The sequence below is a fragment of the Tahibacter caeni genome (genome assembly GCF_024609805.1).
In the GTDB taxonomy this organism is placed as follows: domain Bacteria; phylum Pseudomonadota; class Gammaproteobacteria; order Xanthomonadales; family Rhodanobacteraceae; genus Tahibacter; species Tahibacter caeni.
This window is the reverse complement of the sequence record NZ_JANFVR010000034.1, coordinates 1-26,439: the sequence shown is the minus strand read 5'-3', so window position 1 is coordinate 26,439 and position 26,439 is coordinate 1. Positions and strand designations below refer to the sequence as shown.

Annotated in this window: 21 protein-coding genes; 8 read left to right on the top strand and 13 right to left on the bottom strand. The window is 68.8% G+C overall.

What is annotated here, in order from left to right; translation table 11 throughout:
* Positions 1-167 precede the first annotated feature (167 nt).
* From NON22_RS05295 to NON22_RS05285, 3 genes are all read left to right on the top strand, one after another.
* Entirely contained in the window at positions 168-1,808 is a 1,641-nt protein-coding gene (locus NON22_RS05295; protein WP_257385883.1) for an acetolactate synthase large subunit, read from the top strand.
* A gap of 53 nt (positions 1,809-1,861) precedes the next feature.
* Positions 1,862-3,295 carry an aldehyde dehydrogenase family protein gene (locus NON22_RS05290; RefSeq protein WP_257385882.1) on the top strand — a complete coding sequence of 478 codons (1,434 nt, stop codon included), beginning with the start codon at positions 1,862-1,864 and terminating at the stop codon, positions 3,293-3,295.
* Between the two features lie 140 nt (positions 3,296-3,435).
* Positions 3,436-4,716 (top strand): glycosyl hydrolase family 8, encoded by a 1,281-nt coding sequence (locus NON22_RS05285; protein WP_257385881.1) that lies wholly within the window; start codon positions 3,436-3,438, stop codon positions 4,714-4,716.
* 16 nt (positions 4,717-4,732) lie between these two features.
* On the opposite strand, the gene NON22_RS05280 is transcribed toward NON22_RS05285, so the two are convergent.
* The 10 genes from NON22_RS05280 to NON22_RS05235 all read right to left on the bottom strand — a co-directional run bounded on the left by NON22_RS05280 (position 4,733) and on the right by NON22_RS05235 (position 15,579).
* Positions 4,733-5,017, bottom strand: a complete 285-nt coding sequence (locus tag NON22_RS05280; protein ID WP_257385880.1) for a hypothetical protein — start codon at positions 5,015-5,017, stop codon at positions 4,733-4,735.
* Positions 5,018-5,352: 335 nt separating this feature from the next.
* A complete protein-coding gene (locus NON22_RS05275; protein ID WP_257385879.1) occupies positions 5,353-6,615 on the bottom strand; it encodes a glutamate-5-semialdehyde dehydrogenase in 1,263 nt (420 codons plus the stop codon).
* A complete protein-coding gene (gene proB, locus NON22_RS05270; protein WP_257385878.1) occupies positions 6,612-7,766 on the bottom strand; it encodes a glutamate 5-kinase in 1,155 nt (384 codons plus the stop codon). Before proB ends, NON22_RS05275 begins: the two co-directional genes overlap by 4 nt.
* Positions 7,763-9,064 (bottom strand): argininosuccinate lyase, encoded by a 1,302-nt coding sequence (locus NON22_RS05265; RefSeq protein ID WP_257385877.1) that lies wholly within the window; start codon positions 9,062-9,064, stop codon positions 7,763-7,765. Before NON22_RS05265 ends, proB begins: the two co-directional genes overlap by 4 nt.
* Positions 9,061-10,017 carry an N-acetyl-gamma-glutamyl-phosphate reductase gene (gene argC / locus NON22_RS05260; protein WP_257385876.1) on the bottom strand — a complete coding sequence of 319 codons (957 nt, stop codon included), beginning with the start codon at positions 10,015-10,017 and terminating at the stop codon, positions 9,061-9,063. Before argC ends, NON22_RS05265 begins: the two co-directional genes overlap by 4 nt.
* Before the next feature lie 10 nt (positions 10,018-10,027).
* On the bottom strand, positions 10,028-11,344 hold the full coding sequence (locus tag NON22_RS05255; RefSeq protein ID WP_257385875.1) for an acetylglutamate kinase: 1,317 nt from the start codon (positions 11,342-11,344) through the stop codon (positions 10,028-10,030).
* A complete protein-coding gene (locus tag NON22_RS05250) occupies positions 11,331-12,422 on the bottom strand; it encodes an acetylornithine deacetylase (RefSeq protein WP_257385884.1) in 1,092 nt (363 codons plus the stop codon). Before NON22_RS05250 ends, NON22_RS05255 begins: the two co-directional genes overlap by 14 nt.
* A 14-nt stretch (positions 12,423-12,436) precedes the next feature.
* Complete coding sequence (locus tag NON22_RS05245; protein ID WP_257385874.1) at positions 12,437-13,651, bottom strand: argininosuccinate synthase; 1,215 nt, start codon at positions 13,649-13,651, stop codon at positions 12,437-12,439.
* Positions 13,652-13,691: 40 nt separating this feature from the next.
* Positions 13,692-14,702 (bottom strand): N-acetylornithine carbamoyltransferase, encoded by a 1,011-nt coding sequence (locus NON22_RS05240; RefSeq protein ID WP_257385873.1) that lies wholly within the window; start codon positions 14,700-14,702, stop codon positions 13,692-13,694.
* Positions 14,703-15,072: 370 nt separating this feature from the next.
* Positions 15,073-15,579, bottom strand: a complete 507-nt coding sequence (locus NON22_RS05235) for a glycine zipper 2TM domain-containing protein (protein ID WP_257385872.1) — start codon at positions 15,577-15,579, stop codon at positions 15,073-15,075.
* Between the two features lie 336 nt (positions 15,580-15,915).
* On the opposite strand from NON22_RS05235, the gene cysS reads away from it, so the two are divergent.
* Positions 15,916-17,295 (top strand): cysteine--tRNA ligase, encoded by a 1,380-nt coding sequence (gene cysS / locus NON22_RS05230; RefSeq protein ID WP_257385871.1) that lies wholly within the window; start codon positions 15,916-15,918, stop codon positions 17,293-17,295.
* Entirely contained in the window at positions 17,292-17,726 is a 435-nt protein-coding gene (locus NON22_RS05225; protein ID WP_257385870.1) for a SufE family protein, read from the top strand. Before cysS ends, NON22_RS05225 begins: the two co-directional genes overlap by 4 nt.
* Positions 17,727-17,873: 147 nt before the next feature.
* Here the strand turns inward: NON22_RS05225 and dksA are convergent, their stop codons facing one another.
* Positions 17,874-18,893, bottom strand: a complete 1,020-nt coding sequence (gene dksA, locus NON22_RS24945) for an RNA polymerase-binding protein DksA (protein ID WP_425507953.1) — start codon at positions 18,891-18,893, stop codon at positions 17,874-17,876.
* Positions 18,894-19,007: 114 nt separating this feature from the next.
* Here dksA and yidD point away from each other — a divergent pair, with 114 nt between their 5' ends.
* The 3 genes from yidD to NON22_RS05200 are packed head-to-tail and all read left to right on the top strand — an operon-like array spanning position 19,008 to position 21,447.
* Positions 19,008-19,271: a membrane protein insertion efficiency factor YidD gene (yidD, locus tag NON22_RS05210; RefSeq protein ID WP_257385867.1), complete on the top strand. Its 264-nt coding sequence runs from the start codon at positions 19,008-19,010 to the stop codon at positions 19,269-19,271.
* Positions 19,268-20,602: a dihydroorotase gene (locus NON22_RS05205; RefSeq protein WP_257385866.1), complete on the top strand. Its 1,335-nt coding sequence runs from the start codon at positions 19,268-19,270 to the stop codon at positions 20,600-20,602. Before yidD ends, NON22_RS05205 begins: the two co-directional genes overlap by 4 nt.
* Positions 20,602-21,447, top strand: a complete 846-nt coding sequence (locus NON22_RS05200; protein WP_425507954.1) for a M23 family metallopeptidase — start codon at positions 20,602-20,604, stop codon at positions 21,445-21,447. Before NON22_RS05205 ends, NON22_RS05200 begins: the two co-directional genes overlap by 1 nt.
* 122 nt (positions 21,448-21,569) lie before the next feature.
* On the opposite strand, the gene NON22_RS05195 is transcribed toward NON22_RS05200, so the two are convergent.
* Both NON22_RS05195 and folE2 read right to left on the bottom strand, forming a co-directional pair.
* Complete coding sequence (locus tag NON22_RS05195) at positions 21,570-24,509, bottom strand: TonB-dependent receptor domain-containing protein (RefSeq protein ID WP_257385865.1); 2,940 nt, start codon at positions 24,507-24,509, stop codon at positions 21,570-21,572.
* Positions 24,510-25,247: 738 nt separating this feature from the next.
* A complete protein-coding gene (gene folE2, locus NON22_RS05190) occupies positions 25,248-26,219 on the bottom strand; it encodes a GTP cyclohydrolase FolE2 (RefSeq protein WP_257385864.1) in 972 nt (323 codons plus the stop codon).
* Between the last annotated feature and the right edge of the window lie 220 nt (positions 26,220-26,439).

The window sequence follows — 26,439 nt, the reverse complement described above, 5'->3', positions numbered from 1 at the left end:
TCCGCAACCCGGCCGACACGGCGCGCGGCAGCCTGCTGCGCGCGCGGCTGGCCGACGGCGAACTGCGGCTGCGCGTCGAATAGCCCGCCGCCGGACGCGGTTCCGCCGCGGTCATTGACCGCCCGCGCCACGCTGCCGAGAATCGGCCGGTCAACGCAGGAGCGGCCATGAAAGCATCCGACCTGTTCGTCAAGGCGCTCGAAGCCGAAGGCGTCGAATACGTCTTCGGCATTCCCGGCGAAGAAAACCTCGATCTGCTCGAATCGCTGCGCACGTCCTCGATACGGCTGATCCTCACGCGCCACGAGCAGGCCGCCGGTTTCATGGCGGCGACCTACGGCCGCCTGACCGGACGCGCGGGCGTCTGCCTCGCGACCCTGGGTCCCGGCGCGACGAACTTCGTGACGCCGGCCGCCTACGCCCAGCTCGGCGGCATGCCGATGCTGATGCTGACCGGGCAGAAACCGGTGAAACTGTCCAAACAGGGACATTTCCAGATCGTCGACGTGGTCGACATGATGAAGCCGCTGACCAAGTACACGCGGCAGATCGTCTCGGCGGACAACATCCCGGCGCGCGTGCGCGAGAGCTTCCGCCGCGCCGAGGAGGAAAGGCCCGGCGCGGCGCACCTGGAGCTGCCCGAGGACATCGCGCGCGACGAGACCGACGCGATCCTGCTGCCGGCGAGCTATCACCGCCGCCCGATCGCCGACGACAAGGCCATCGCGCACGCGGCCGCGGCGATACGCGAGGCCAAACGGCCGCTGCTGATGATCGGCGCCGGCGCGAACCGCAAGACCTGCTCCAAGATGCTGCGCGAGTTCGTCGACCACACCGGCATCCCGTTCTTCACGACGCAGATGGGCAAGGGCGTCATCGACGAGCACCACCCGCTGTGGCTCGGCAACGCCGCGCTCAGCGACGGCGACTTCGTGCACCGCGCGATCGAACAGGCCGACTGCATCGTCAACTGCGGCCACGACGTCATCGAGAAGCCGCCGTTCTTCATGCGCCGCGGCCTGCGCACGGTCATCCACGTCAACTTCTGCAGCGCCGAGGTCGACACGGTCTACTTCCCGCAGATCGAGGTCGTCGGCGACGTGGCCAACACGGTCTGGCAGCTCAAGCAGTCGGTGGCGCCGCAGCCGCACTGGGACTTCGCCTGGTTCGACACGGTGCGCCGCCATCTCGAGGCGCATCTCGCGCGCGGCGCCGACGATGCGCGCTTCCCGATCCATCCGGTGCGCCTGGTCGCCGACGTGCGCGCGTGCATGCCCGACAACGGCATACTCTGTCTCGACAACGGCATGTACAAGCTCTGGTTCGCGCGCTACTACCGCTCGCGCCAGCCGAACACCCTGCTGCTCGACAACGCGCTCGCGACGATGGGCGCCGGCCTGCCGTCGGCGATCGCGGCCAAGATCGTGCATCCGCAGCGCAAGGTCGTCGCGGTCGCCGGCGACGGCGGCTTCCTGATGAATTCGCAGGAACTCGAGACCGCGGTGCGTCTGGGCCTGGATCTGACCGTGCTGCTGCTGCGCGACGACGCCTACGGCATGATCAAGTGGAAGCAGGCGCACATGCAGTTCCCGAATTTCGGCATGGACATGGGCAATCCGGATTTCGTGCGCTACGCGCAGGCCTACGGCGCGCAGGGCCATCGTCCCGGCAGCACGGCCGAGTTCGCGCCGCTGCTCGCGCACTGCCTCGACACGCCGGGCATGCACCTGATCGACGTGCCGATCGACTATTCCGACAACGACCGCGTGCTCAATCACGAGATCCGCGAGCTCAGCCGCGCGATCTGACGCCGCGCGCGAAAGCGACGCCGTACATAGGCCAGGACTGCCAGGAGAACACCGTGCTCGCCGAAAGCTATCCCTACTACCTCGCCAACCGGCCGGTCGCGGCCAATACCGATCTCGAGGTCACCGACAAGTTCAGCGGCAAGGTCGCCACGCGCGTCGCGCTCGCCGACGCGAACGCGATCGACGCGGCGATCGCGGCGGCCGTCGCCGCGCAGGAACCGCTGCGCCGCTTCGCGCCGTACCAGCGCCAGGCCGTGCTGGAGCATTGCATCGCGCGGTTTCGCGAGCGCGCCGAGGAAATGGCCGTCGCGCTGTGCATCGAGGCCGGCAAGCCGATCAAGGACTCGCGCGGCGAGGTGTCGCGGCTGATCGACACGTTCAAGGTCGCGGCCGAGGAAGCCCTGCGCATAGCCGGGGACGTGTTGAACCTCGAGATCTCGGCGCGCGCGCGCGGCTATCGCGGCTTTTCCAAGCGCGTGCCGATAGGTCCGTGCTCGTTCATCTCGCCGTTCAACTTTCCGCTGAACCTCGCCGCGCACAAGGTCGCGCCGGCCATCGCGGCGGGCTGTCCGTTCGTGCTCAAGCCGGCCAGCCGCACGCCGATCGGCGCGCTGATCATCGGCGAGGTGCTGGCCGAGACCGACCTGCCGGCCGGCGCGTTCTCGATCCTGCCGGCGCACCGCGACGGCGCCGACCTGTTCACGACCGACGAGCGCTTCAAGCTGCTGTCGTTCACGGGTTCGCCGGCCGTGGGCTGGGATCTCAAGGCGCGCGCCGGCAAGAAGAAGGTCGTGCTCGAGCTCGGCGGCAACGCGGCCTGCATCGTCGATGCGGACCAGACCGGGCGGCTCGACTTCGTCATCGAGCGGCTCGTGTTCGGCGCGTTCTACCAGTCGGGCCAGAGTTGCATCAGCGTGCAGCGCATCCTCGCCCACGATTCGATCTACGACACGCTGCGCGAACGCCTCGTGACCCGGGTGAAATCGCTCCGCTGCGGCGACCCGCGCAGCGAGGACACGTTCATCGGGCCGATGATCGACGTCAAGGAAGCGCAGCGCCTCAAGGGCTGGATCGACCAGGCCGTCGCAGCCGGCGCAAGCCTGCTCTGCGGCGGCGAGCTCGATGGCGCGATGCTGCGGCCGGCCGTGCTCGAAGGCGTCGATCCGCGCCAGCCCGTCTCGTGCCAGGAGGCGTTCGGGCCGGTCGTGCTGCTGCAGCGCTGGACCGATTTCGACGCGGCGCTGGCCGAGGTCAACCGCAGCGAGTTCGGCCTGCAGGCCGGGCTGTTCACGTTCGACCTGCGCAAGACGATGCGCGCCTGGGACGAGCTCGAGGTCGGCGGCGTCGTCGTCGGCGACGTGCCGAGCTTCCGCGTCGACAACATGCCTTACGGCGGCGTCAAGGATTCGGGCCTCGGCCGCGAAGGCGTACGCTATGCGATCGAGGACATGACCGAGCTGCGTCTGCTCGTGCTGCGTGACGCGTGACGCCGCGGCTGCGGTGAGCCGGATGAATCGCCGGCCGCGCGGCCCTGCGGCGGCGTGACGGAATCGAGCGACCGGCGCCGGAAGGTGTTGTGCGATGCGACACGGCCGATCCGGTCCGGCATCGCCGCAGGAGGTCCGTCATGCGCGCCCTGCTCTGCTTCGCCCTGTCCGGCCTCGCCGCTGCCGCGGCCGCGCAGACGCCTGTTTTTCCCTTTCCGCAGCATGTGAACTATGCGTTCGGCAGCCTCCGGCCGAACCATCGCACGCAGGCTCAGCTCGACCAGGACGTGCGCGACGCGTACGCACGCTGGAAGAGCGCCTATCTGCGCAGCGCCGGCACGGACGGCAGCGGCAACGCGCTGTACCGCGTGCTCTGCGACACCGACGGCGCCGGCAACACCGTCTCCGAAGGCCAGGGCTACGGCCTGGTCGTCGTCGCGCTGATGGCCGGCCACGAACCCGATGCCGCGGCCATCGCCGCCGGCCTCTGGCGTTACGCGGACCTGCATCCGAGCGGCATCGACGCGCGCCTGATGAGCTGGAACATCAGCGCCGCCGGCCAGGTGCAGGAAGGCAACGACAGCGCGTTCGACGGCGACAACGACATCGCGCTCGGCCTGCTGATCGCCGCGGCGCAATGGCCGGCCGGCACGCCGGTGGATTTCCGCGCCCGGGCGCTCGAGGTCATCGCCGGCCAGTCTGCCTCGGTGCTCGGGCCGGCTTCGGCGCTACCGCTGCTCGGCGACTGGGTCGCGCCGGACGGCGCGACCTACAACCAGTACAGCGTGCGCCCGTCGGACTTCATGCCGGCGCATGCGCTGAATTTCGCCGTCGCGAGCGGCGCGCCGGTCTGGCGCCAGTCCATCGCGGCGATGCATGCGGCGGTCGAGCATCTGCAGACCACGTATGCGCCGGCCACGGGCCTGCTGCCGGATTTCAGCGTGCGCGAAAGCGCCGCCTCGACCCAGCTCAAGCCCGCGCCGGCGAATTTCCTCGAAGGCCCGCACGACGGCCATTACGACTACAACGCCGGCCGCGTGCCCTGGCGCCTGGCCACGCAGGCGCTGCTGCATGCGGACGCCGACAGCGCGCGCCAGGCGCGGCGCATCGCGCTGTGGTCGGCGGTCGCCGCCGGCGGCGTCGCGACCAACATACGGCCCGGCTATCTGCTCGACGGCACGCCGATCACGACCAGCTACTTCACGAGTTTCTTCGCGGCGCCGCTAGGCGTCGCGGCGATGACCTCGCCGGGCCAGCAGAGCTGGCTCAACGCTATCTACGACAGCGTGCGAACGCGCCAGGAAGGCTATTACGAGGACAGCGTAGCGCTGCTGTCGCTGCTGGTCATGAGCGGCACGTACTGGGATCCGGTCGCGATCGACCGGATCTTCGCCGACGGCGTGCAGCGCATCGCGCCCTGAAAGCGCGAGCGCGGGTTCAGACGCCGTCGACGGAACCGATCACGGCATGGGCCGCGACGTCGAGCGCTGCGGCGGCCGCGCGATCGGCCGCGGTCGGCACGACGAGAATGGTCGGCAGGACCACGACGTCGTCGCGCGACGGCGCGGCCTGCGGCAGGGCCACGCGATCCGTGCCCGAGAAAAGACTGATTACCGCGAATCCCATCGCGACGGCGCAAGCAATGGCGAACTTCGGCGGCAGCGTGGAAGAAGACATCAGACGATAAGCGGTCATGGCGCGTACTCCAGGGGGTTGCTGCACTTGCCCGATTTGGATGATCGGAGGGCCGCTTCGGTTGCAGGAATTTGCCCCAACTGATGGCACGGTCCGCACGTTTCGGCGCAGAGGCTGCTGCGTGCGGCCGGCTCTGCTCGTGACCTTCTCCCTCGACGTCGGAGAGATGGCTGCGCAAGAGTGGAAACCTCGGTGAGCCACGGCCCTGGATCTCTCCCGGAACCCAGGCTCGCCGGAGATCCGCGGGGAACCGCCAAAGCCCTGCGATATCGCCGCGTCATGTTCTCCCCATCACTCCGCCCCTCTCCCCGAGCGAGCTCGAGGAAGAGGAAGTCCGGCGCGGCGGGAACGTGAAACGCGCCTCAGCGCGACGGCGGATGCCTGACCTGCCCGCTGCCGCGCACGACGTAGCGCTCGATCGTCAGCGACTCGGCGCCCATCGGGCCGTAGGCGTGCAGGCGCGTCGTGGAGATGCCGATCTCGGCGCCGAGGCCGAGCTCGCCGCCGTCGCTGAAACGCGAGGACGCGTTGACCATGACCACGGCGCTGCGCAGCGCCCGGATGAAGCGCTCGGCACGAACCTCGTCGCGCGTCGCGATGACTTCGGTATGGTCGGAGCCGTAGCGGCGGATGTGCGCGATCGCCTCCTCGAGATCGTCGACGACGCGCACAGCGAGGATCAGATCGAGGAATTCGGCCGCATAGTCAGCGTCGCTCGCGGGATCCATCTCCGGGACCAGCGCCCGCGCGCGTTCGCAGCCGCGCAGCTCGACGCCGCGCACCTGCAGGGCCGCGGCGGCCTGCGGCAGCCAGCGCGGCGCGATGTCCGCATGCACGAGCAGGGTCTCCAGCGCGTTGCAGACCGCCGGCCGCGTGGTCTTGCCGTCGATCAGCAGGCCCAGCGCGAGCGCGTCCTCCGCGCTCGCGTCGACGTAGAGGTGGCAGACGCCCTTGTAGTGCTTGATGACCGGCACGCGCGCGTGCTCGGCGACGAAGCGGATCAGCCCTTCGCCGCCGCGCGGAATCGCGAGATCGACGACATCGCTCAGCTGCAGCAGCTCGATCATGCTCTCGCGGCGCGGGTCCTCGAGCACGGCGACGGCCGCCGGATCGATGCCGCCGGCGGCCAGCGCCCGGGCCAGCGCCGCGGCGATCGCGCGATTGGACTGCTGCGCCTCGGAGCCGCCGCGCAGGATCACGCCGTTGCCGGCCTTGACGCAGAGCGCGGCCGCGTCGGCCGTCACGTTCGGACGCGCCTCGTAGATCATCGCGACGACGCCGAGCGGCACGCGCACGCGCTCGATGACGAGGCCGTCGCCGCGCTGCTCGCGCCGCGTGACCTGGCCGACCGGATCCGGCAGGCCGGCGACGTGGCGCACGCCGGCGACCATCGCCGTGACGCGGGCCTCGTCCAGACGCAGCCGGTCGAGCATAGCCGGCGCAACGCCGCGCGCCGCGGCCGCGGCCACGTCCTGCGCGTTCGCGGCGAGGATCAGGGCCGACTCGGCCGCCAGCGCGTCGGCCATGCCGTCGAGCAGACGGCGCCGCGCCGCCGTGTCGAGCTCGGCGACGGCCTGCGCGGCCGCACGGCAGGCCAGCGCCTGTTCCCGTACCGTGGCGCTCATGCGTCGACTCCGCTGGTGGCGACGAGATCGTCGCGGTGAACCACGGTCTCGCCGTAGCTGTAGCCGAGCACGGACTCGATCTCGGCCGACTTGCGTCCGGCGATGCGGCGCACTTCGCCGGCGGCGTACTGGCTGATGCCGCGCGCGACGATCGCCGCGCCGCCGTCGCGCGAGGTTTCGATCTCGACCATGTCGCCGCGCGCGAAATCGCCGCTGACGCCGGTGATGCCGCCCGGCAGCAGCGAGGCGCCGCCGCTGAGCAGCGCCCGCGCGGCGCCGGCGTCGACGTGGATGCGGCCGCCGGCCAGCGGCGCATGCCGCAACCAGTATTTGCGCGCCTGCAGCCGCGTCCCGCCGGTCAGGAAATGCGTGCCGCGCAGGCGATCGGCGGCGAGCAGGCGCAACGCCTGCGCGTCGGTGCCGTCGAACAGCACCGTGGCTATGCCGGCCGCGGCGGCCTTGACCGCCGCGTCGAGCTTCGTGCGCATGCCGCCGGTGCCGGCGGACGTGCCGGCGCCGCCGGCCATGGCCAGGATCGCCGGCGTCACCGCGGCGACTTCGTCGATGGGTCGCGCGTCCGCATCGCTGCGTGGATCGGCCGAATACAGGCCGGCGATGTCGCTCGCGATCAGCAGCAGATCCGCATCGACGAGCGCCGCGACGATCGCGGCGAGGTTGTCGTTGTCGCCGAGCTTGAGCTCGTCGACGGCGACCGTGTCGTTCTCGTTGATGATGGGCAGCGCGCCGAGGCTCAGCAGCTCGCGCAGGGTCGCGCGCGCATTGAGGTAGCGCCGGCGGTTGCGCAGATCGTCGTGGGTCAGCAGCACCTGGGCCACGGGCCGGTCGAAGAAGCGCTGCCACAGCGCGACCACCGTGGTCTGGCCCAGCGCCGCGAGCGCCTGGCGCGCGGCCAGGCCGTGCGCAGCTTCGGGCTGTGCACGCACGAGCGAGCGGCCGGCCGCGACCGCGCCCGAGGACACGAGCACGATCTCGCGGCCCGCGCGATGGCTGGCCGCGATGAACTCGGCGAGGCCCAGCGCATGGCGAGTGCTGAGTCCGCCGCCGTTCGCGGCGAGCAGGCTGCTGCCGACCTTGAGCACGGCACGGCGCCAGCGCGGCAAGGCCTGCTCGGCATGGGCGCGCCGGTTCATGCGGCTACGGCCAGCGCGCGCCAGCGCGCCTCGAGCTCGGCCAGACGCAGATCGGCCGCGCCGCCCGGCGACACGCGCGCGGCGAGACTGGCCTCGGGGCTGCGGCCTTCGCCGGCGCTGACCGCGGTTTCGGCCGCGCGGCGATAGGCCTCGCGGAACGGCACGCCGGCGGCGGCCTGCTCGATCGCGACGTCGGTCGCGTACATGGCCGGCTCTATCGCCGCGGCCAGCGCGGGCGCATTCCAGACGAACGCGCGCAGCAGGTCCGGCAGCAGCGTGAGCGCGGCGAGGCCGCGGCCGAAGCCGTGCACGATCGAGCCCTTGCTGAACTGCAGGTCACGCTGATAGCCCGACGGCAGGGACAGCAGCTGCTCGACCTCGCAGCGCGCCGCGGCGACGGCGGAATAGCTCGCGCGCATGAGCTCGATCACGTCGGGATTGCGCTTGTTCGGCATGATCGACGAGCCCGTCGTATACGCCGCCGGCAGCGCGACGAAACCGTATTCGCTGGTCGTGAACAGGCTGAGGTCCCAGGCCAGCCGGCGCAGGTCGAGCAGCGCCGAGGCCAGCGCGTCGAGCGCGGCGAGCTCGAACTTGCCGCGCGACAGCTGCGCGTAGATCGGCGACACCTGCAGCCGCGCGAAACCGAGACGCTGCGTCGTGAAATCGCGGTCCAGCGGCAGGTTGACGCCGTAGCCGGCGGCCGTGCCGAGCGGATTCGCGTCGATCAGCGCGAGCGTGTCGCGTGCGCGGCGCGCGTCGTCGATGAAAGCCTCGGCGAAGCCGGCGAACCACATCGCCGTCGACGAGACCACGGCGCGCTGCAGGTGCGTATAGCCCGGCATCGGCAAGGATTCGGCCGCCGCGCGATCGAGGCACGCGCGCGCCGCGGCGGTGCAATGCGCGATGAGCTCGCCGAGCTGCGCCTTGAGCCACAACCGCGAAGCGACCAGCACCTGGTCGTTGCGGCTGCGTCCCGTATGCACCTTGCGGCCGGCGTCGCCGAGCCGTTCGGTCAGCCGCGCCTCGATCGCCGAATGGCCGTCCTCGTAGCGCTCGTCGAGCACGAAGCGACCTGCCGCGAAGTCGGCCGCGAGCTGATCGAGCTCGCGCAGCAGGCCTGCGCATTCGGCCGCGTCGACCAGGTCTATCCGCGCGAGGCCTTCGACGTGCGCCTTGCTCGCCTGCACGTCGTGCAGGAACAGCTCGCGGTCGAGCAGCACGTCGTCGCCGGCCAGGAAGCGCATGATGCGCGGATCGACCTCCACACCTTCCTTCTGCCAGAGCAGGCCGCTCATGCGTGTTCTCCATCGGCGGGAATCGCGCTGAACTCGTCGAAGCCGAGCGCGAGATTGAGATTCTGCAGCGCCTGGGTCGCGGCGCCCTTGAGCAGGTTGTCCAAGGTCGCGACGACGACGACGCGCCTGCCGCCGGGCGCCAGCGCGAATGCGCCGATCTCGCAGTGATGGCGGCCGGCGATGCGGCTGACCCACGGTGCTTCGTCGACGAGACGCACGAGCGGCTCGCCGGCATAGCGCTGCGCATAACGTTCGAGCAGTGCGTCGCGGGTGGCCGGCCGGCGCAGCCAGAGATTGGCGGTCAGGGTGATGCCACGGAAATGCGGCGCGACGTGCGGCATGAATTCCACCGGCAGACCGAGCCGCTCGCTGACCTCGCGCTCGTGCACGTGCCCGGTCAGCGAATACGGCATCAGGTTGTCGCGCAGTTTGTCCGGGTCGTTCTTGTCCGACGGCGTCGTGCCGGCGCCGGAATAGCCCGACACGCCGAAGCAGGCCGGCGGCGCGGCGAGGTCCTCGACGAGCGGCGCGATCGCGAGCTGCATCGCGGTCGCGTAGCAGCCCGGGTTGCTGATCCGCGTCTGGCCGGCGTAATCGCCGCGCGTGAGCTCGGGCAGGCCGTAGTACCACTGCCGGTCGAAGCGATAGTCGGCCGACAGGTCGACGATGACGCGTTGCGGCGCGGCCGCGGTCAGCGCCTCGACGTACGGCGCGGCCTTGCCGTTCGGCAACGCCAGCACGACGGCGTCGACGTCCTCGCGCGCGGTCGCTTCCGGATCGAGGTTGCCGTAGCGCAGTCCGCCCGCATAGGCCGGCACGTGGTCGGCAACCGCGCGGCCTTCGAGCTCGCGCGAGGACACGAACGCGAGCTCGAGACCGTCGTGTCCGGCGATCAGGCGTATGAGTTCCGCGCCGGTATGCCCGCGCGCACCGATGATGCCTACTCTCTTCACGCCGTCCTCCTCAGCCCAGCAGGGTCGCCGGGCGGCTGCGGCAATGCTCGACGCAGCGCTCGATGGTCGGGAAGTCGCCGAAGCCGTACCAGAACACTTTCCATTTTTCCTGCTTGTAGCAGCCGTCGGATTCCGCGTAGTAGAACGGATTCACGAGATTGCCGTGGCGCGAGCGCCAGAACAGCCGCGGGTTTTCCTCGCGCATGACCTGCCAGACCGCGCGCCCGAGGCCTTCGCCCTGGGCCTCGTCGAGCACGGCGAACTTGTCGAGGTAGGTCAGGCCTTCGGCGACGGTCAGGATCACGGCCGTGCGGTAGTTCTCGCTGACGTAGACGCGGAACGGCACGGTGCGCTCGAAATAGTCGTCGACGAGGCGGCGACCGAAGCTCGACTCGATCAGCCCGCGCAGGCGCGGCAGGTCCATGCCGTCCCAGGAATCGAAGCGCAGCACCTTCTCGCCGCGCCGGATCAGGGTGCCCGAGCCCTTGTGCGTGAACAGCTCCTTGGCCAGTTCCGCCGGCCGCGTAATCGACACCGACGAGGCCAGCGGCAGGTTGCCGAGCAGGTCGCGGATCTGCTCGATCTTCAGGCGCATGCCGCCGTTGATCCACGGCTGCGCCATCAGGTGCTCGTACTCGGTCGACAGGTTGATCGAGTCGATGACCTTGCCCTCGCCGTCGAGCAGGCCGCCGGTGCCGGTCAGGAAGATGATCTTGTACGGCTGCAGCACCTGCACGAGTTCGTTCGCGGCGAAATCGGCGTTGATGTTGAGGATCTGCCCGCTCGCGGTCTCGCCGAGGCTCGCGATGACCGGAATCGAGCCGGCGTTGAGGCTCGCCTCGATCGGCGCGAGATTGACGCTGTCCACTTCGCCGACCAGGCCCAGGCGCTCGCGGTCGAGAAAGCGCGACTCGAACACGCCGCCGACGACCGAGGTCGCGCGCACGTCCAGGGTCTGCAGCGACTCGACGAGGCGCAGGTTCTCGCTCTGCATCACACGGCGCACGATCGCGAGCGCCTCGGTCGAGGTCACGCGCAGACCGTCGACGGTCTGCTTGACGATGCCGGCCGCGGCCAGCTGTTCGTCGAGCTGCGGGCCGGCGCCGTGCACGACGATCGGCGTCAGGCCGACCTGCTGCAGGAACGCGAGCGAGGAGGTCAGCGCGTCGAGATCGTCGCGCAGCACGGCGCCGCCGACCTTGACGACGGCGAAGCGTTTCGCGTCGAGCTGCGAGAAGCGTTTGAGGTACTGATGGATTTCCTTGGCGCTCGCCATGCTCGACAGCAGGCGCACGATGGTTTGGCGAACGTCCTTAGTGGCGGCCATGCGTAATGATCCGTACGTAGCTTTCGGTGACCTGCTGCAGTTGATCGAGTGCGACCCATTCGTCGGCGCTGTGCGCCTGGGCGATGTCGCCGGGGCCGTAGACGAGGCTGGTATGGCCGGCCGCCGAGAACAGCGCGGCCTCGGTCCAGAAATCCACGGCGTTGCCGATGGCCAGACCGAGCTCGTCGGCGACGTCGCGCGCGGCGAGCCGCCGCGCCTCGGCCGCGGCTGTGTCGCCGGCCGGCAGCGAGGCGCCGTAGAAGGTGGCCTCGAACTCCGCCGGCATCGTGGGACCGGCCGTGCGGAACGCTTCGAGCAGTTCGTCCGTGGACATGGTCGGCAGCGGCCGGAAGCCGAAGCGCACTTCGCAGGACGGCGCGATGACGTTGGCCTTGATGCCGCCTTCGATGCGGCCGATGTTGAAGCGCAGTCCGGTCAGTCCGCCGAAGCGGTGATGCGCGAGCGACTCGGCGTGCGCGAGCGCGCGCTCGCCCCAGCGCAGCGCCTGATGCACGGCGCTGTCGCCGGCGGCGTTCGCCGCCGAGGCATGTCCGGCACGGCCGGCGAAGCGCAGGCGCACCGAGCTGATGCCGCGATGCGCGAGCACGGCCTCGGCCTTGGTCGGCTCGGCCACGAGCACGGCGTCGAACGCGTGCTTCTCGGCCAGGAAGCCGGCGATGCAGCGCGCGTCGTTGGCTTCCTCGTCGGAGGAGAACAGGAACGCGCAGTCGCCGTCGGCGGCCTGGGCCGCGGCGACCATGGCCGCCGCGGCGCCCTTTATGTCGCAGGCGCCCATGCCGATCGCGCGGTCGTCGGTGACGAGCAGCTCGAACGGATTGCGCGTCCAGGTCGGCGCGACCGGCACGGTGTCCAGGTGCACGTTGATCAGGAAGCGCGGCGTGCCGCGCACCGAATAGAGGCTGACCGCGCCGGCGCCGTAGTCGGTCACGCGATGGCGAAAGCCCGGCAGCTGCGCCTGCAAGTAGTCGAAGATGCCGCCGGTGCCGATCGCGCGCGGCGGATTCTGCGTGTCGTAGGCGACCAGCGCGCGCAGGTGGTCGAGACAGCGCGCCAGCAGCGAGGGATCGGCGCTCACCGGCGGTTGACCTCGGCCCAGAGCGTGGAGCTCATGCCGTAGAGGCGGATGAAACCCTCGGCTTCGGCCACGCCCCAGTCGGCCGACTGCGCGTAGGTCGCACCCTTGGCATTGAGGATGTGCGGCGACTTGACCGCGACCGCGTGCACGGTGCCGCCGACCGTTTCCAGGGTGACCGTGCCGTTGACGCAGCGCTGGCTCGACGCGAGGAAGGCCTCGAGATCGGCCTTCAGCGGATCATGGTAGAAGCCCTCGTAGACGAGCTCGACCCAGCGCCGCGCGACCTCGGGCTTGAAGCGGTTCTGGTGGCGCGACAGCACGGCTTCCTCGAGCGCGCGGTGCGCACCGAGCAGCGCGACCAGCCCCGGCGCCTCGAAGATGATGCGGCCCTTGAGGCCGATGGTCGTGTCGCCGGTATAGATGCCGCGGCCGACGCCGTAAGGCGCCAGCGCGGCGTTGAGCCGGGCGAGGATGGCGTGTCCCGCCATGCGCTCACCGTCGAGCGCCACCGCCTCGCCCTGCTCGAAAGCAATCTGCAGACGCAATGCCTGCGCCGGCCATTCGGCGCGCGGCGCGCACCAGCCGCGCGCGCCCTCGCCGGGCGCTTCCCAGCGGTCGATCTCGCCGCCGGACATGGTCAGGCCGAGCAGGTTCTCGTTGATCGTGTAGCTCTTCTGCTTGGCGCGCACGGCGAAGCCGCGCTGCTCCAGGTACTGCTGCTCGTAGGCGCGCACTTCCTTGTGTTCGCGCTGGATCTCGCGGATCGGCGCGAGGATCTCGTAGTCGCCGAGCGCCTTGACCGCGAGGTCGAAGCGCACCTGGTCGTTGCCCATGCCGGTGCAGCCGTGGGCGATGCGCCGCGTGCCGAGCTCGGCGCATCGCTTCAGCGCCGCCTCGACGATCAGGTAACGGTCGGACACCAGCAGCGGATACTGGCCCTGATAGCCCTCGCCGGCCCAGACGAAGGGCTTGACGAAGCCCGACCAGATCGCCGGACCGCCGTCGACGGTCACGTGGCTCGCGGCGCCGAGCTCGGCCGCGCGCGCTTCGATGTAGGCGCGCTCCTCGGCGTCGACGCCGCCGGTGTCGGCGAACACCGTGTGCACTGCGTAGCCGCGTTCCCGCAGGTAGGGAATGCAGAAGCTCGTGTCGAGGCCGCCGGAAAACGCGAGGACGACGTCCTTGGCGGCGGCGCTGTTCGTATCGGACATGGGAAATATTCCAGAAAGTGGCGGAAACGGCGGCGGGAAATCAGTGCGGCTGGGCCAGCAGCGCGGCCATGACGGCCTTCTGCACGTGCAGGCGGTTCTCGGCTTCGTCGACGGCGATGCAGGCCGGCGAGTCCATGACCGCATCGGTGGCCTTGACGTTGCGGCGCAGCGGCAGGCAGTGGCTGAACACGCCGTTGTTGGTCATCGCCATCTTGGCCTCGTCGACGATGAAGTGGCGGTGCGCTTCGCGGATCGGCTTTTCCTGCTCCCAGTTGCCGAAGAACGGCAGCGCGCCCCAGCTCTTGGCGTAGACCACATCGGCGCCGCGGTAGCTCGCCTCGATGTCGTGGCTCACGGCGAGCGAACCGCCGCTCTCGGCGGCGTTGCGCCGCGCGAGCTCCATGTAGCGCGCATCGAGCACGTAATCCGGCGTCGGGCACAGCAGAGTCACGTCCATGCCGAAGCGCGTCGCGATCAGCAGCGCCGAATTCGCGACCGCGGTGTTCAGCGGCTTGGGGTGATAGGTCCAGGTCAGCACGTATTTCTTGCGCTGCAGAGAACCGAAGTGCTCCTGCAGCGCGAGGATGTGGGCCAGCTCCTGGCAGGGATGGGTGATCGTCTCGAGGTTGATGACCGGCACGGTCGCGTAGCGAGCGAACGCCTTGAGCACGCGGTCCTCGCGGTCGACTTCCCACTGCTGGAACTTCGGGAACGCGCGCACGCCGATCAGGTCGACGTAGCGCGACAGCACGCGCGCGACTTCGGCGATGTGCTCTTCGGTGTCGCCTTCCATGATCGCGCCGGGCTCGAATTCGATCGGCCAGGCGGCCTTGCCCGGTTCGAGCACGACCGCATGGCCGCCGAGTTGGAACGCGCCGAGCTCGAAGCTCGTGCGCGTGCGCATCGACGGATTGAAGAACAGCAGCGCGATGGACTTGCCGGCCATCTGCTGGCCGAGCTTGCTCTGCTTGTAGCGCGCGGCCTGCTCCAGCAGCGCGTCGAGTTCGGCGCGGGACCAGTCGTTCGTGTTAAGGAAATGGCGCAGGGTCATCGAAATCCTCGGAGTGGGCGGTGGGCCTGGTGTCCGGGAGTTCGTTGCGAACAAGAAAAAACCCGGCTCTGGGGCCGGGTTTTTCGTCGATACAGATGAAAGCTGTGCGACAACCTACCCGGCAGTGATGGTCGGGAACGGTCGACGCGCGCGCGAAGTCATGCCGGCGGCCATGCGGGCGCTGGTCAGGATGTCGGCGTCGGAGTAGTTCGCGGTCATCGGGGAAGGGTCGAAAAGGCCCGGCGATCATGCACGGAAGTGTTGCGCGGCGCAACAATACTTAGGCATATACGGCCAGCGGACAGGCGGCGGCCGCAGACAGCGCAAGCCCCGGTCTGGCCGGGGCTGTCGGTCAAGGAACTGCCCGTATTCAGTCCGCCGGCGTCACCGAGACGCGGACGCGAATGCGCTCGCCCGGATCGTAGTTCAGCCGCGACATGTAGGTTTCGCCGCGGTAGCGGTATTCGACGTCGTAGCCGTTGATGCGGCGCTCTTCGTAGCCGCCGTCGACTTCGCGGCAGCGGCGTTCGCTGCTGACATAGGTGTCGTCGTCGCGGCGCCCGACGCTGTTGCCGATCGCGCCGCCGGCCACGGCGCCGGCGATCGTCGCGGCCTTGCGGCCGTCGCCCTTGCCGACCTGGTTGCCGAGTGCGCCGCCGATGATGGCGCCGAGCACGGTGGCACCGGCGTTGTTGCCGCGACGGTCGTCGCGGCGCGTCACTTCGGCGTCGTAGCACTCCCGCTCGGGGCGGCTGACGCGTTCGTAGGTATAGATCGGATCGACGCGGACCACGTCGGCCCAGGCGAAGTGCACGCCTTCATCGGCGAGGTCGCGGCGTTCGCCCTGGGCCTGGGCGACGGAAAGAAACGACGACAAGACAACGGCACACCACGGAAGAACCCGACCTGACATTACGCATCTCCGGAAACCTGGCGAAACGCGGACTGGTAACCCGCCGGTAACCCAGGGCGGGCGCGTTCCTCCATAGACTTGATGAGAATTTAACCGGAACAGGCTGAATCGGCGATAAGGCAATCGGCCGAGCCGCCGGGTTCGTGGCGGATCTGAACGGCCGGGCGGCGCGACGGACGTAAATGCCACCTGTCCGCCGCGCGACGGCGGCCGATGCCGCGCGAAATTCCCGGCCGCCGGCTCTGCGTCGTCGCCGGCCGGCCGCCTGCTACACTTTGCCGTTCATCGAGGCGCCAATGCATGAATCTCCGTCTTCATAACAGCCTGACCCGCCGCATCGAGGACTTCGTCCCGCAGGACCCGAACCGCGTCACCCTGTATGCCTGCGGTCCGACCGTCTACAACTACGTCCACATCGGCAATGCGCGGCCGGCCGTCGTCTTCGCCCTGCTCGCGCGCCTGCTGCGCCGGCATTACCCGGGTGTGGTCTACGCGCGCAACATCACCGACGTCGACGACAAGATCAACGACGCGGCGCGCCAGAACGGCCTGCCGATCCAGGCCATCACCGAACGCTATGCGGCGGCCTATCGCGAGGACATGGCCCGCCTCGGCGTCGATCCGCCCGATGTCGAGCCGCACGTGACGACGCACATTCCGCAGATCATCGCGATGTGCGAACGGCTGATCGCGAGCGGCCATGCCTATGCGGCGGAGAACCACGTGCTGTTCGACGTCGCGAGCTACCCCGACTACGGCCATCTGTCGGGCCGCTCGGTCGAGGACATGATCGCCGGCGCCCGCGTCGAGGTCGCGCCGTACAAGAAGAACCCGGCCGACTTCGTGCTCTGGAAGCCGTCCGGCGACGACCTGCCCGGCTGGGAGAGTCCCTGGGGCCGCGGCCGTCCGGGCTGGCACATCGAATGCTCGGCCATGAGCGAAGCGCATCTGGGCGACACGATCGACATCCACGCCGGCGGCGTCGACCTGCAGTTTCCGCATCACGAGAACGAGATCGCGCAGAGCACCTGCGCGCACGGCGGCAGGATCTTCGCGCGCTACTGGCTGCACAACGGCATGCTGACGCTCGAAGGGCGCAAGATGTCGAAGTCGGTCGGCAACACACTCGTGCTGCACGAGCTGCTCGACCTCTACCCGCCCGAGGTGCTGCGCTTCGTGCTGCTGAAGGCGCATTACCGCCAGCCGCTGGACTGGTCGGAGTCGGCTCTGCAGCAGGCGCGCGCGACCCTGGACGGCTGGTATGGCGTACTGCGCGATCTGGCTGCGGTGCCGGCCGCCGAGGCAGCGGTGCCGACGGAGTTCGAAGCCGCGCTGCTCGACGACCTCAACACGCCGGACGCATTCGCGACGCTGGCCGGACTCGCCGACGCGGCGCGGCGCAGCCTCGGCGGCGCCGATGCGGCAGCGGCGAAGGGGCGCTTCGTCGCCGCGGCCGGACTGATCGGCCTGCTGCAGCAGGATCCGGAAGCCTGGTTCAAGCAGACCGCGGCCGGCATCGAGGTCGACGCCGCGCGGATCGACGCGCTGATCGCCGAACGCAATGCGGCGCGTGCGGCGCGCGACTTCGCCCGCGCCGACGCGATACGCAGCGAGCTCGCAGCGATGAACGTCACGATCGAGGACGGCGCGCAGGGCACGCGCTGGCGCGTAGGCGCATGAGCGACACCTCGGCCGCCGCGGCCGAAGCGGCACAGGACGCGATCATCGACGAATTCTCGTTCTTCGGCGACTGGACCGAGCGCTATCAGTACCTGATCGATCTCGGCCGCAAGCTCGCGCCGTTCCCCGAGGAATGGAAGACCGAGGTGCACAAGGTGCACGGCTGCCAGTCGCAAGTCTGGCTGGTCGCTTCCGGCGATGCGAGCCGGCTGGAATTCGCCGCGACCAGCGACTCGTCCATCGTGACCGGCCTGATCGCCCTGCTGCTGCGCGTGTATTCCGGCCGCTCGGCCGAGGCCATCGTCGCGACCGAGCCGCGCTTCATCGATTCGATAGGCTTGGCCAAACACCTGTCGCCGACCCGCTCCAACGGCCTGGTCGCGATGCTGCAAACGATCAAGCAGCACGCGCGCAGCGCGTTGGAAGACTGAGCTCACCGAGGCTGCCGAAGCGCAACGCCGTGCGACGGATGCTGCGGGAGCGCGCCACGTCGGCGCAGCCGTCGCCCGAGGATCGGCCGCATCTGCGACGGACGCAGAAAACCGAAGCCCCGCTGACGCGGGGCTTCGGCGTGAAGTTCAGTCGCCCATCTGGCGCTGGCGGTGTTCCCAGCGCTCCTGGGCATCCAGGCACAAGGTCGCGATCGGGCGCGCTTCGAGGCGTTCGAGGCCGATGTCCTCGTCGGTTTCCTCGCAGTAGCCGTAGCGGCCTTCCTCGATGCGCTTGAGCGCCTTGTCGATCTTCGCGATGAGCTTGCGGTAGCGATCGCGCGTGCGCAGCTCCAGCGAATTCTCGGTCTCGCGCGTCGCGCGTTCGGCTTCGTCGCCGATGTCGCGGACTTCCTCGCGCAGGTTGTCGATGGTCTGCTTCGATTCCTCGACGAGCTGGTCGCGCCATTCGCGCAGCTTGTTGCGGAAGAACGCCAGATGCATCGGGTTCATGTATTCCTCGTCCGCGGACGGACGGTAACCCGGCGGCAGATCGATGTTGGTCGTCGCGGCAAGCGCGTAGCGGCCGCCTTCCATCGTGATGCCGGCTTCGGAAGCCGTCGGTGCGATGACGCCTTTGCGCGAATTCTTCTTGCTTTCTTCAGTTATCACTTGCTTCGTCGATTTGCTTGAGGGGGCTGGTGTCGCGGTCTGTACCGGTGCGGCGACGCTGATCGCCGGCGCGGCCGCCTTCGGAGCCGGCGGCGCCTTCGGCGCAGCCGCCGGTTTCGCGGCGGACGCCGGCATCGTAGGCGCTGCTTGTTTCACCTTCGCGGAAGTCGCCGCCGCCGGAGCGGGCTTGGGCTTGCTCGTCGCGACGGGCGGCTTGCTCGCCTTGCCCGGCTTCGCCACGACCCTCGCAGCAGGCTTGGGCGCCGGCGTGGACTTGGGTTTGGCGGCGGCTTTCGCCGCGGGCTTGACGGCCTTGGCGACCGGCTTTGCGGTTTTCACCGGCTTGGCTGTCGGCTTGCTCGCTTTCTTCGCTGGTGCTGCAGCCTTCGCAGGCGTCTTCTTGACCGTACTCGACGTTTTCTTCACCGCCTTGGCGCTCGCGGTGGCCTTGCCTTTGGCAACGACTTTCTTTGCCGTACTACGCGTGCTTTTCGCCATTTCCGTTCACCGTTGTGGCTAGGCGGCGGCGTGTTATAGCCTAAGTCCCCAGCACCGGCAACCGCCGGAAATCTGCGCCCCCGCGCAACGCCAAGTACTGCATCCTCCGCCTTCGTGTCACGGCTAATACTCTATTTGCTTGGCCTGTACAAGCGTTTGCTGAGCCCGTTGCTCGGCGAGCGCTGTCGCTATCATCCGAGCTGTTCGCAGTACGCGCGCATCGCCGTCACGCGTCACGGCGCCTTGCGCGGCAGCCTGCTCGCGGGCTGGCGGCTGCTGCGCTGCAATCCCTGGAGCGCGGGCGGCTTCGACTACGTGCCGCTGCACTTCACCTTCCGGCCGCAACGCGCGGATCCCTCCGACGAGAAACCCCGATGAAGAACTGGCTGATCCGCAATGCCGAGCTGGTCAATGAAGGAAGCCGGCGCGTCGCCGACGTGCGCCTGCGCGGCGGCCGCATCGAGGCGATAGCGTCCGACCTCGCCGCGCGCAGCGACGAGACCGTCGTCGACGCGGCCGGCCGGTGGCTGCTGCCGGGCATGATCGACGACCAGGTGCATTTCCGCGAGCCGGGTCTCGAACACAAGGCCGACTTCGCGACCGAGTCGCGCGCAGCCGTCGCCGGCGGCATCACGAGCTTCATGGAAATGCCGAACTCCAAGCCGACCACGACGACCCTGGAGGCGCTCGAAGACAAGTACGCGCGCGCCGCGGCGAAGTCGGTCGCCAATCACGCGTTCTACCTCGGCGCGACCAACGACAATCTCGAGGTGATCCGCGCGCTCGATCCGCGCGCGGCCTGCGGCATCAAGATCTTCATGGGCGCCTCGACCGGCAACATGCTCGTCGACAACCCCGCCACGCTCGATGCGATCTTCCGCGATGCGCCGACCATCGTCGTGACGCATTGCGAAGACACGCCGACGATAGAGGCCAACCTGGCCAAGGAGCGCGAACGCTACGGCGACGCGATTCCGGTCGAACGCCATCCGTACATCCGTTCGCGCGAGGCCTGCCTGAAGTCCTCGACCCTGGCCGTCGAGCTTGCGCGCCGCCACGGCACGCGCCTGCACATCCTGCACGTGACGACGGCCGACGAGCTCGCGCTGTTCGCGCCGGGCCCGCTGCGCGGCAAGCGCATCACGGCCGAGACCTGCGTGCATTTCCTGCAGTTCTCCGAGCGCGACTACCCGACCCTGGGCAACCAGATCAAATGCAACCCGGCGATCAAGAGCGAGAGCGACCGTGTCGCCATAGTCGCCGCGCTGCGCGAAGGCCGCATCGACGTGCTCGCGACCGATCATGCCCCGCACACGCTGGCGGAGAAGGCCCTGCCCTACGAGCAGGCGCCGTCGGGCCTGCCGCTCGTGCAGTTCGCGCTGCAGTGCGCGCTGGAACAGGCCTTCGAGGGCACGATTCCACTGGAGCGCGTCGTCGAGAGCCTAACCCATGCGCCGGCCGAATTGTTCCAGGTCAAGGAGCGCGGCTACCTGCGCGAAGGCTATTTCGCGGACCTCGTGCTCGTCGACCCGCACAGGCCGCACACCGTCGCGCGCGAAGAAGTGCTGTCGCGCTGCGGTTGGTCGCCGTTCGAAGGCCGCACGTTCCGCTCGAGCATCGCCGCGACCTGGGTCAACGGCCAGCGCGTCTGGGACGGCCGGCACATCGACGACACGGTGCGCGGCCTGCGCCTGGAATTCGACCGATGATGCGTCGCCCGGCGCCGCGCCCTACCTTGCCTGCCCTGTGCCTGCTGCTCCTGCCGACCCTCGGCGCTGCCTCGGCGCTGCCGCAGCGCGTGCAGCAGGGCCAGCTCGTCGTTGCCGGCACCGAACGCGGCAGTCGCGTACAGATCGGCGATCGCGAGGCCCGCGTCGACGCGGAAGGCCGCTACGTGTTCGGCATCGAACGCGACGCGCCGGCCACGGTGACCGTGACCATCCGCCACCGCGGCGGCAGGACCGAGCAGCACACCTTGCAGGTCGTCCAGCGCGACTACAGGATCGAGCGCGTCGACGGCCTGCCGCCGCACACGGTCACGCCCGATCCGGAGCTTGCCAGGCGCATCGCCGAGGAACAGGCCCGCGTGGCGAAGGCGCGCGAACGCGACGACGACCGCAGCGACTATCTCGCCGGCTTCCTGCGTCCGGCCGAAGGCCGCATCAGCGGCGTCTACGGCAGCCAGCGCATCGACAACGGCGTGCCGAAGGCGCCGCATTACGGCCTCGACATCGCCGTGCCGACGGGCACGCCGGTCAAGGCGCCGGCCGACGGCGTCGTCAGCTTTGCCGCACCGGACCTGATCCTGACCGGCGGCACCGTGCTGATCGATCACGGCCACGGCCTGACCAGCTCGTTCCTGCACCTGAGCCGCATCGACGTGAAGGTCGGCGACCGCGTGACGCAGGGCCAGGTCTTCGCCGCCGCCGGCGCGACCGGCCGCGCGAGCGGCCCGCACGTCCACTGGGGCTTCAACTGGTTCGACGTGCGGCTCGACCCGGCGCTGCTGCCGGCACGAACCGCCGCCGCGACCGCGCCCGCAGCGGCGAACTGAAGCTATCCACATCGCCCGCCAAGGGCGGCCGCGGCAACGCCGCCGCCGATCGAACCGGCAGCTCACGAAAAAAAGGCCCCGCATCCCGCGGGGCCTCGACTTGCAACACCAGCCCGTCCCGATCAGAAGGTCTGGTGGTACCGGACGTAGTAGAACCGGCCGATATCGAACGCGCCGTAGTAAGGCGTGCTCGACGACGCAGGGTTCGAATAGTTCGGAGCCGCCTGGTGGTCGAACACGTTGTTCGCACCGAGCGAGATCGTCCCCTTCCACGGCGTGTTCCAGCGGACCTGCAGGTCGTGGAACGTGTTTGCGCCGACGCGGTTGATCGGACGCGTGTCGGCCGGATTCGCCGCGATGTAGTTCGGATCGCTGCACTCGTCCGGGAACGTCGCCGCGCTCAGGCAGGTTTCCTTCGAGCTCGAGAAATAGCGCGCACCCCAGCTCGCACCGAAATCGCCGTAGTCCCAGCTCAACGTCGCGATCGAACGCAGGCGGAAGTTGATGCCCGCGCTGCCCGAGAACGAATTGGCTTCGCTGTGACGCACGGTCGGGTTGTCGGTCGACTTGAATTCGAGATCGCTGACGTACGTGTTCTGCCAGACCAGGCCGAAATTGCCCCAGTCGGTCGGCAGCTTGTACGACAGGTCGAAATCGAAGCCTTCGGTCTCGACATAGCCGGCGTTGCGATTGCCGAAGGTCATCGTGTTGACATAGCCGAGCTCCGCATCGCGCGTGAAGCCGCTGCAGCGCGACGCGATCATGTTGACATAGCAGTCGTTGAGCTTGGTCGTCGGATCATCCGAGACGACGGTCTTCTCGATGCGGATCTTCCACCAGTCCAGGCTCATGTTGAGGCCTTCGGAGAACTCCGGACTCCACACGACGCCCAGGGTCTTCGACAGCGACTCTTCCGGCACGAGCAGCGGATTGGAACCCGATACGAACGCGACCGGCGACTGCGCGTTGGCCACGGTCGTCGGCACGAAACCCTGCTGCAGCTGGCGGTAGGTGTCGGCGTTCTGGATGTCCTGAGCGCAGCGCGCACGGACGGCCGGATTGGTGCGCGAGGCGCCGTACACCGTGTCGCAGGGATCGGTATAGAACGGGAAGGTCTGCGAGCCGCCGCCGTACAGGTCGGCGATGGTCGGCGCGCGGAAGCCGTCGGCACGCGTGCCGCGGAACATCAGCTGGTCGATCGGCTTCCAGGTGAACCCGATCTTGTTGTTCGTCGTCTTGCCGAAGGTGTCGTAGTCGGAATGACGCGAAGCGAGGCTGAGGCTCAGGTCCTTGGCGAAAGCGACGTCGCGCAGGATCGGCACGAACAGTTCGGCGTAGAGTTCGTCGACTGCATAGCTTCCGTTGGTCGGACCGGCCGCGAGGTTGGTCGACGCGCCGGTCTGCGCCAGCGCATCGGGAATGAACTCGCCGTATTCCGAGCGGTGTTCGGCGCCGGCGGCGAACGACAGGTCGCCGGCCGGCAACGTCACGATGGGGCCGGTGACGTTGGCCGAATAGATCTTGGTCTCGGTCTTGCCGGTGCTGTGCTCTTCCTGGAACAGGAAGTTCTGCAGCTCCGGATTGTTGGTCAGGCCGCCGTCGCCCGTGCGGCCGTACGGCAGGAACGGATTCCACGGCACGCAGGCCGAGAACGCGATCGGGTTGGCAGCCGTGCCGCACTGCACGCGGCCGTTCGCGTTGAGAAAGGACGGACCGACGGACTGCGCGACGCGCAAGGTGTTGAGGTTGCCGTAGGCGGACTGGTTCAGCTTGTTCTGGGTGTACAGATAGCTCACGTCCCAGTCGAACGTGCGGTCCGCCAGTTCGAACGAACCTTCCAGGCCGAGCGTGGTACGGAACGTCTGCAGGCTGCTGCCCGAAACACGCGGGATTTCCCAGGTGCGGCGCTGGAAATTGACGGCGGTCGCATTGGCCGGCGTGGGGTTGTGGAAACTGCCCAGCGGGTTGTAGTAGCTGTCGCGCGACATCGTCGTGCCGGGGAACGCCGCGCTCTGGAACGGATAGCCGGCGACCGTGCGCGTGGCGTCGCGGTCGCTGTACATCACGTCGCCCTTGAAGCGGATCCAGTCGGCGATCTGGTAGTCGCCCGAGACGAACAGGTTCTTGGTCTCGATCGGCGTGCGCAGATCGGTCTGCATGTTGGTGTTGCTGACGTCGCCGTCCGGCGCCGTACCGTTGGTCGGATGGTAGTTCGTGATGTCGTACGGATTGCCGCCGCGGTTCAGCACGACGTTGCCGCCGTTGGCCGCCGTCCGCACCAGGACGCCCCACTGGCTGACCGTGGTCCAGCCGAGGAACGGGTGGTACTGTCCGCGCGGATAGCGCGAGAAATCGCGGTCGGAACCGTGCACGACCTTTTCATCGCTGTACTCGGCAACCGCGACGAGCGAACCCCGGTCGCCCTTGTAGCCGAGGGTGGCGTCCCAGCGCTGGATGTCGCCGTCGCCTTCGCTGTACTGGCCCCAATAGGCGTTGGCTTCCATGCCTTCGAAATTGGTGCGCGTGATGAAGTTGATCACGCCGCCGATCGCGTCGGAACCGTAGACCGACGAAGCGCCGTCTTTCAGGATCTCGACCGACTGGATGATCGCGGTCGGAATCGTGCTGACGTCCTGCAGGCCGTTGGTGTTGATGCCCAGGCGCTTGCCGTTGACGAGGACCAGGGTGCGCTGCGGGCCGAGGTTGCGCAGGTCGATGAAGGAACCGCCCGGCGATTCGCCGGCAGTCAGCGGCTCGGCGCGGCTGATCGCGGGCGAACCGGTCGACGACACGTTCTGCAGGATGTCGGCGACGGACTGGAAGCCCTGCCGCTGGATCTCGGCGCGGTCGATGACGAGCACCGGCTGTGCGGTTTCCAGGTCGACCTTGCGGATGCGCGAGCCGGTGACCTCGATGCGTTCGAGCTGGGCGGCATCCTCGCCGTCCTTCGGCGCGGGCGACTGGGCGAACGCAATGGCGGGCGCGATGGAGGCAGCACCGGCACCGCCGGCGAGCAGTGCGCAACGCACCGCCCAGGACAAAACATTGTGGCGACGTGACATTTATATACTCCTACTCGAAAGGTGTTCTGCGGCGGATCGACGATCCAGGACCGCTCCCCAATTCACCCAAAGACAGACGCATCCCCGCGCCGTGCCAGACGAGTGGTACGGATCGTGTTGCAGCTCTAAAACGAAGCCCCCCCCGTAACGCGAGTATCCGCAAAGCGAAATTGTACGAAGGCCTACGTAGTTTGCTCGGGATGCGCGTTGAGTGCAACGGCTGCGCGCACCGAGCATTACTGCAACGCAGCCGCGCACGGCGGATGCGGCAGCGTTTGGTCAACTACACCGGTTATTCCCCAATCTCGCCACGGCCCCCTATCGCGTTGCCCGCATGGCGTGGCAGCCACGGATGCGCAGGCCCTGATCTTGTACGCGACGCATCGCGAATTTGCATGCGGCTATGCAGCAGAGATTCCGGCAATACTCCTATTACCGGTAATCGGCCGTATTCGGAGCTGACCGCGTCCGGGCGTCAGGCCGCCGGAACGCCGTTTCGCGCAATTCATGCAACGCCAATGCGCAACGCCGGCAATGGCCGGCGTCGGGTAACCGGTTCGATGATCGACGGCGCGTCACGGCGCCGGCCGGAACGGCGCCTTTGCGGTCGCGCGATCGGCCGGCCGGCAGCGGGGTAGCTGCCGCTGCGTGCGGCGCGGCGGGACGGAGTCGGGCCTGGCCTTCCGGCGGCGCGGCGTCGGGAGAACGCAACGGCGCGGCAGCGCCGCGCCGCGGGCTTCAGCGCCGCAACGGCGCGAAGCTGTCCATGCCGCCGCCGTAGCCGCCGGCGACGCCCTTGGTCGCGATCGCGACGGCGTTGTGCGGATGCAGGCTTTCGTAGTGCGACGCGCGGACCCAGAAGTCGACCAGGCGTTCGTCGGCCGCCAGCGCCTGCTGCACGCGCCGCGCGGCGTCCTCGCAGAACATCAGGTTCTCGCCGTTGAGCCGGGCGAAGGCCTGCTCGTCGACGCGCTTCACCGCCGTCTGCACCGGCGTCTTCAGCGCATGCTCGACGCGGTCGATGAGCTCGACGACCGGCAGCTCGAAGCCCGGCGCGAGCTTGACGCGCACCTCGGCCGAGCTGCGCTGGCTGTGCGGCGTCGCGCAGATGCCCTGCTCGCTGCCGAGCCAGGACACGACCTGGTCGTAGTCGAGCGGCCGGCCGCGGGCGAAGTCCTCGCCGAAGCGCTCCTGGATCAGTTGCCGTGCGAGCGCCGCGGAACACGGACAGGTGCTCGAATAGACCACTTCGCAGGCGAGTTCGAGACTGAACTGGCCGCGCTCCAGGAGCCCGGTCAGTACGATCGGATAGGCCTTCCAGCCGCTGTTCTCGCTGACCAGCGCAGGCCGGCGCACGAGATGGTCGAACGCGACGCGGATCATCGCGCGGTCGGACAAGTCCGCGTGCGAATCGAGGAATTCCTTGAGCAGCCGGCGCAGCGAGCACGGCGTCAGCGGTTCGTTGGACAGCGACTTGTCCACGTGCAGATACAGTCGCGACATGTGAATGCCGCGGACGTCGGGCCGCGCGAGGTTCACGTAGGCCGTGACCCGCGCGCCCGACTGCACGGTGCGGCCGTCGGCCGTGCCGATGCTGACCGGCACTTCGATCTCGCCCATGCCGACCCATTCCAGCGCACCGGCGGCATGAGGTTTGGCCTCGTTGGCGATGTCCGGCAGGGAACGGACGGCGTTTTCGCTGGTGCGCATCGGAAATCCTCGGAAGACTCGGTACTCGCAAGCGTCTCGGCGCTTGCCGGACGCCGCCGCGGCGGCGCGACATCCGGTCGCAGATGGGGCCGGCCGGCGACGGCTCAATGGCCGGCCGCGCGGCGATGGACCGGCGGTGCGGTGCCGTCATCGGCACCGGCACCGGCACCACCGGATCCGTGTCGGGCCGGCCCGCAGCGCTCCGGCCGGGCGCCTAGCT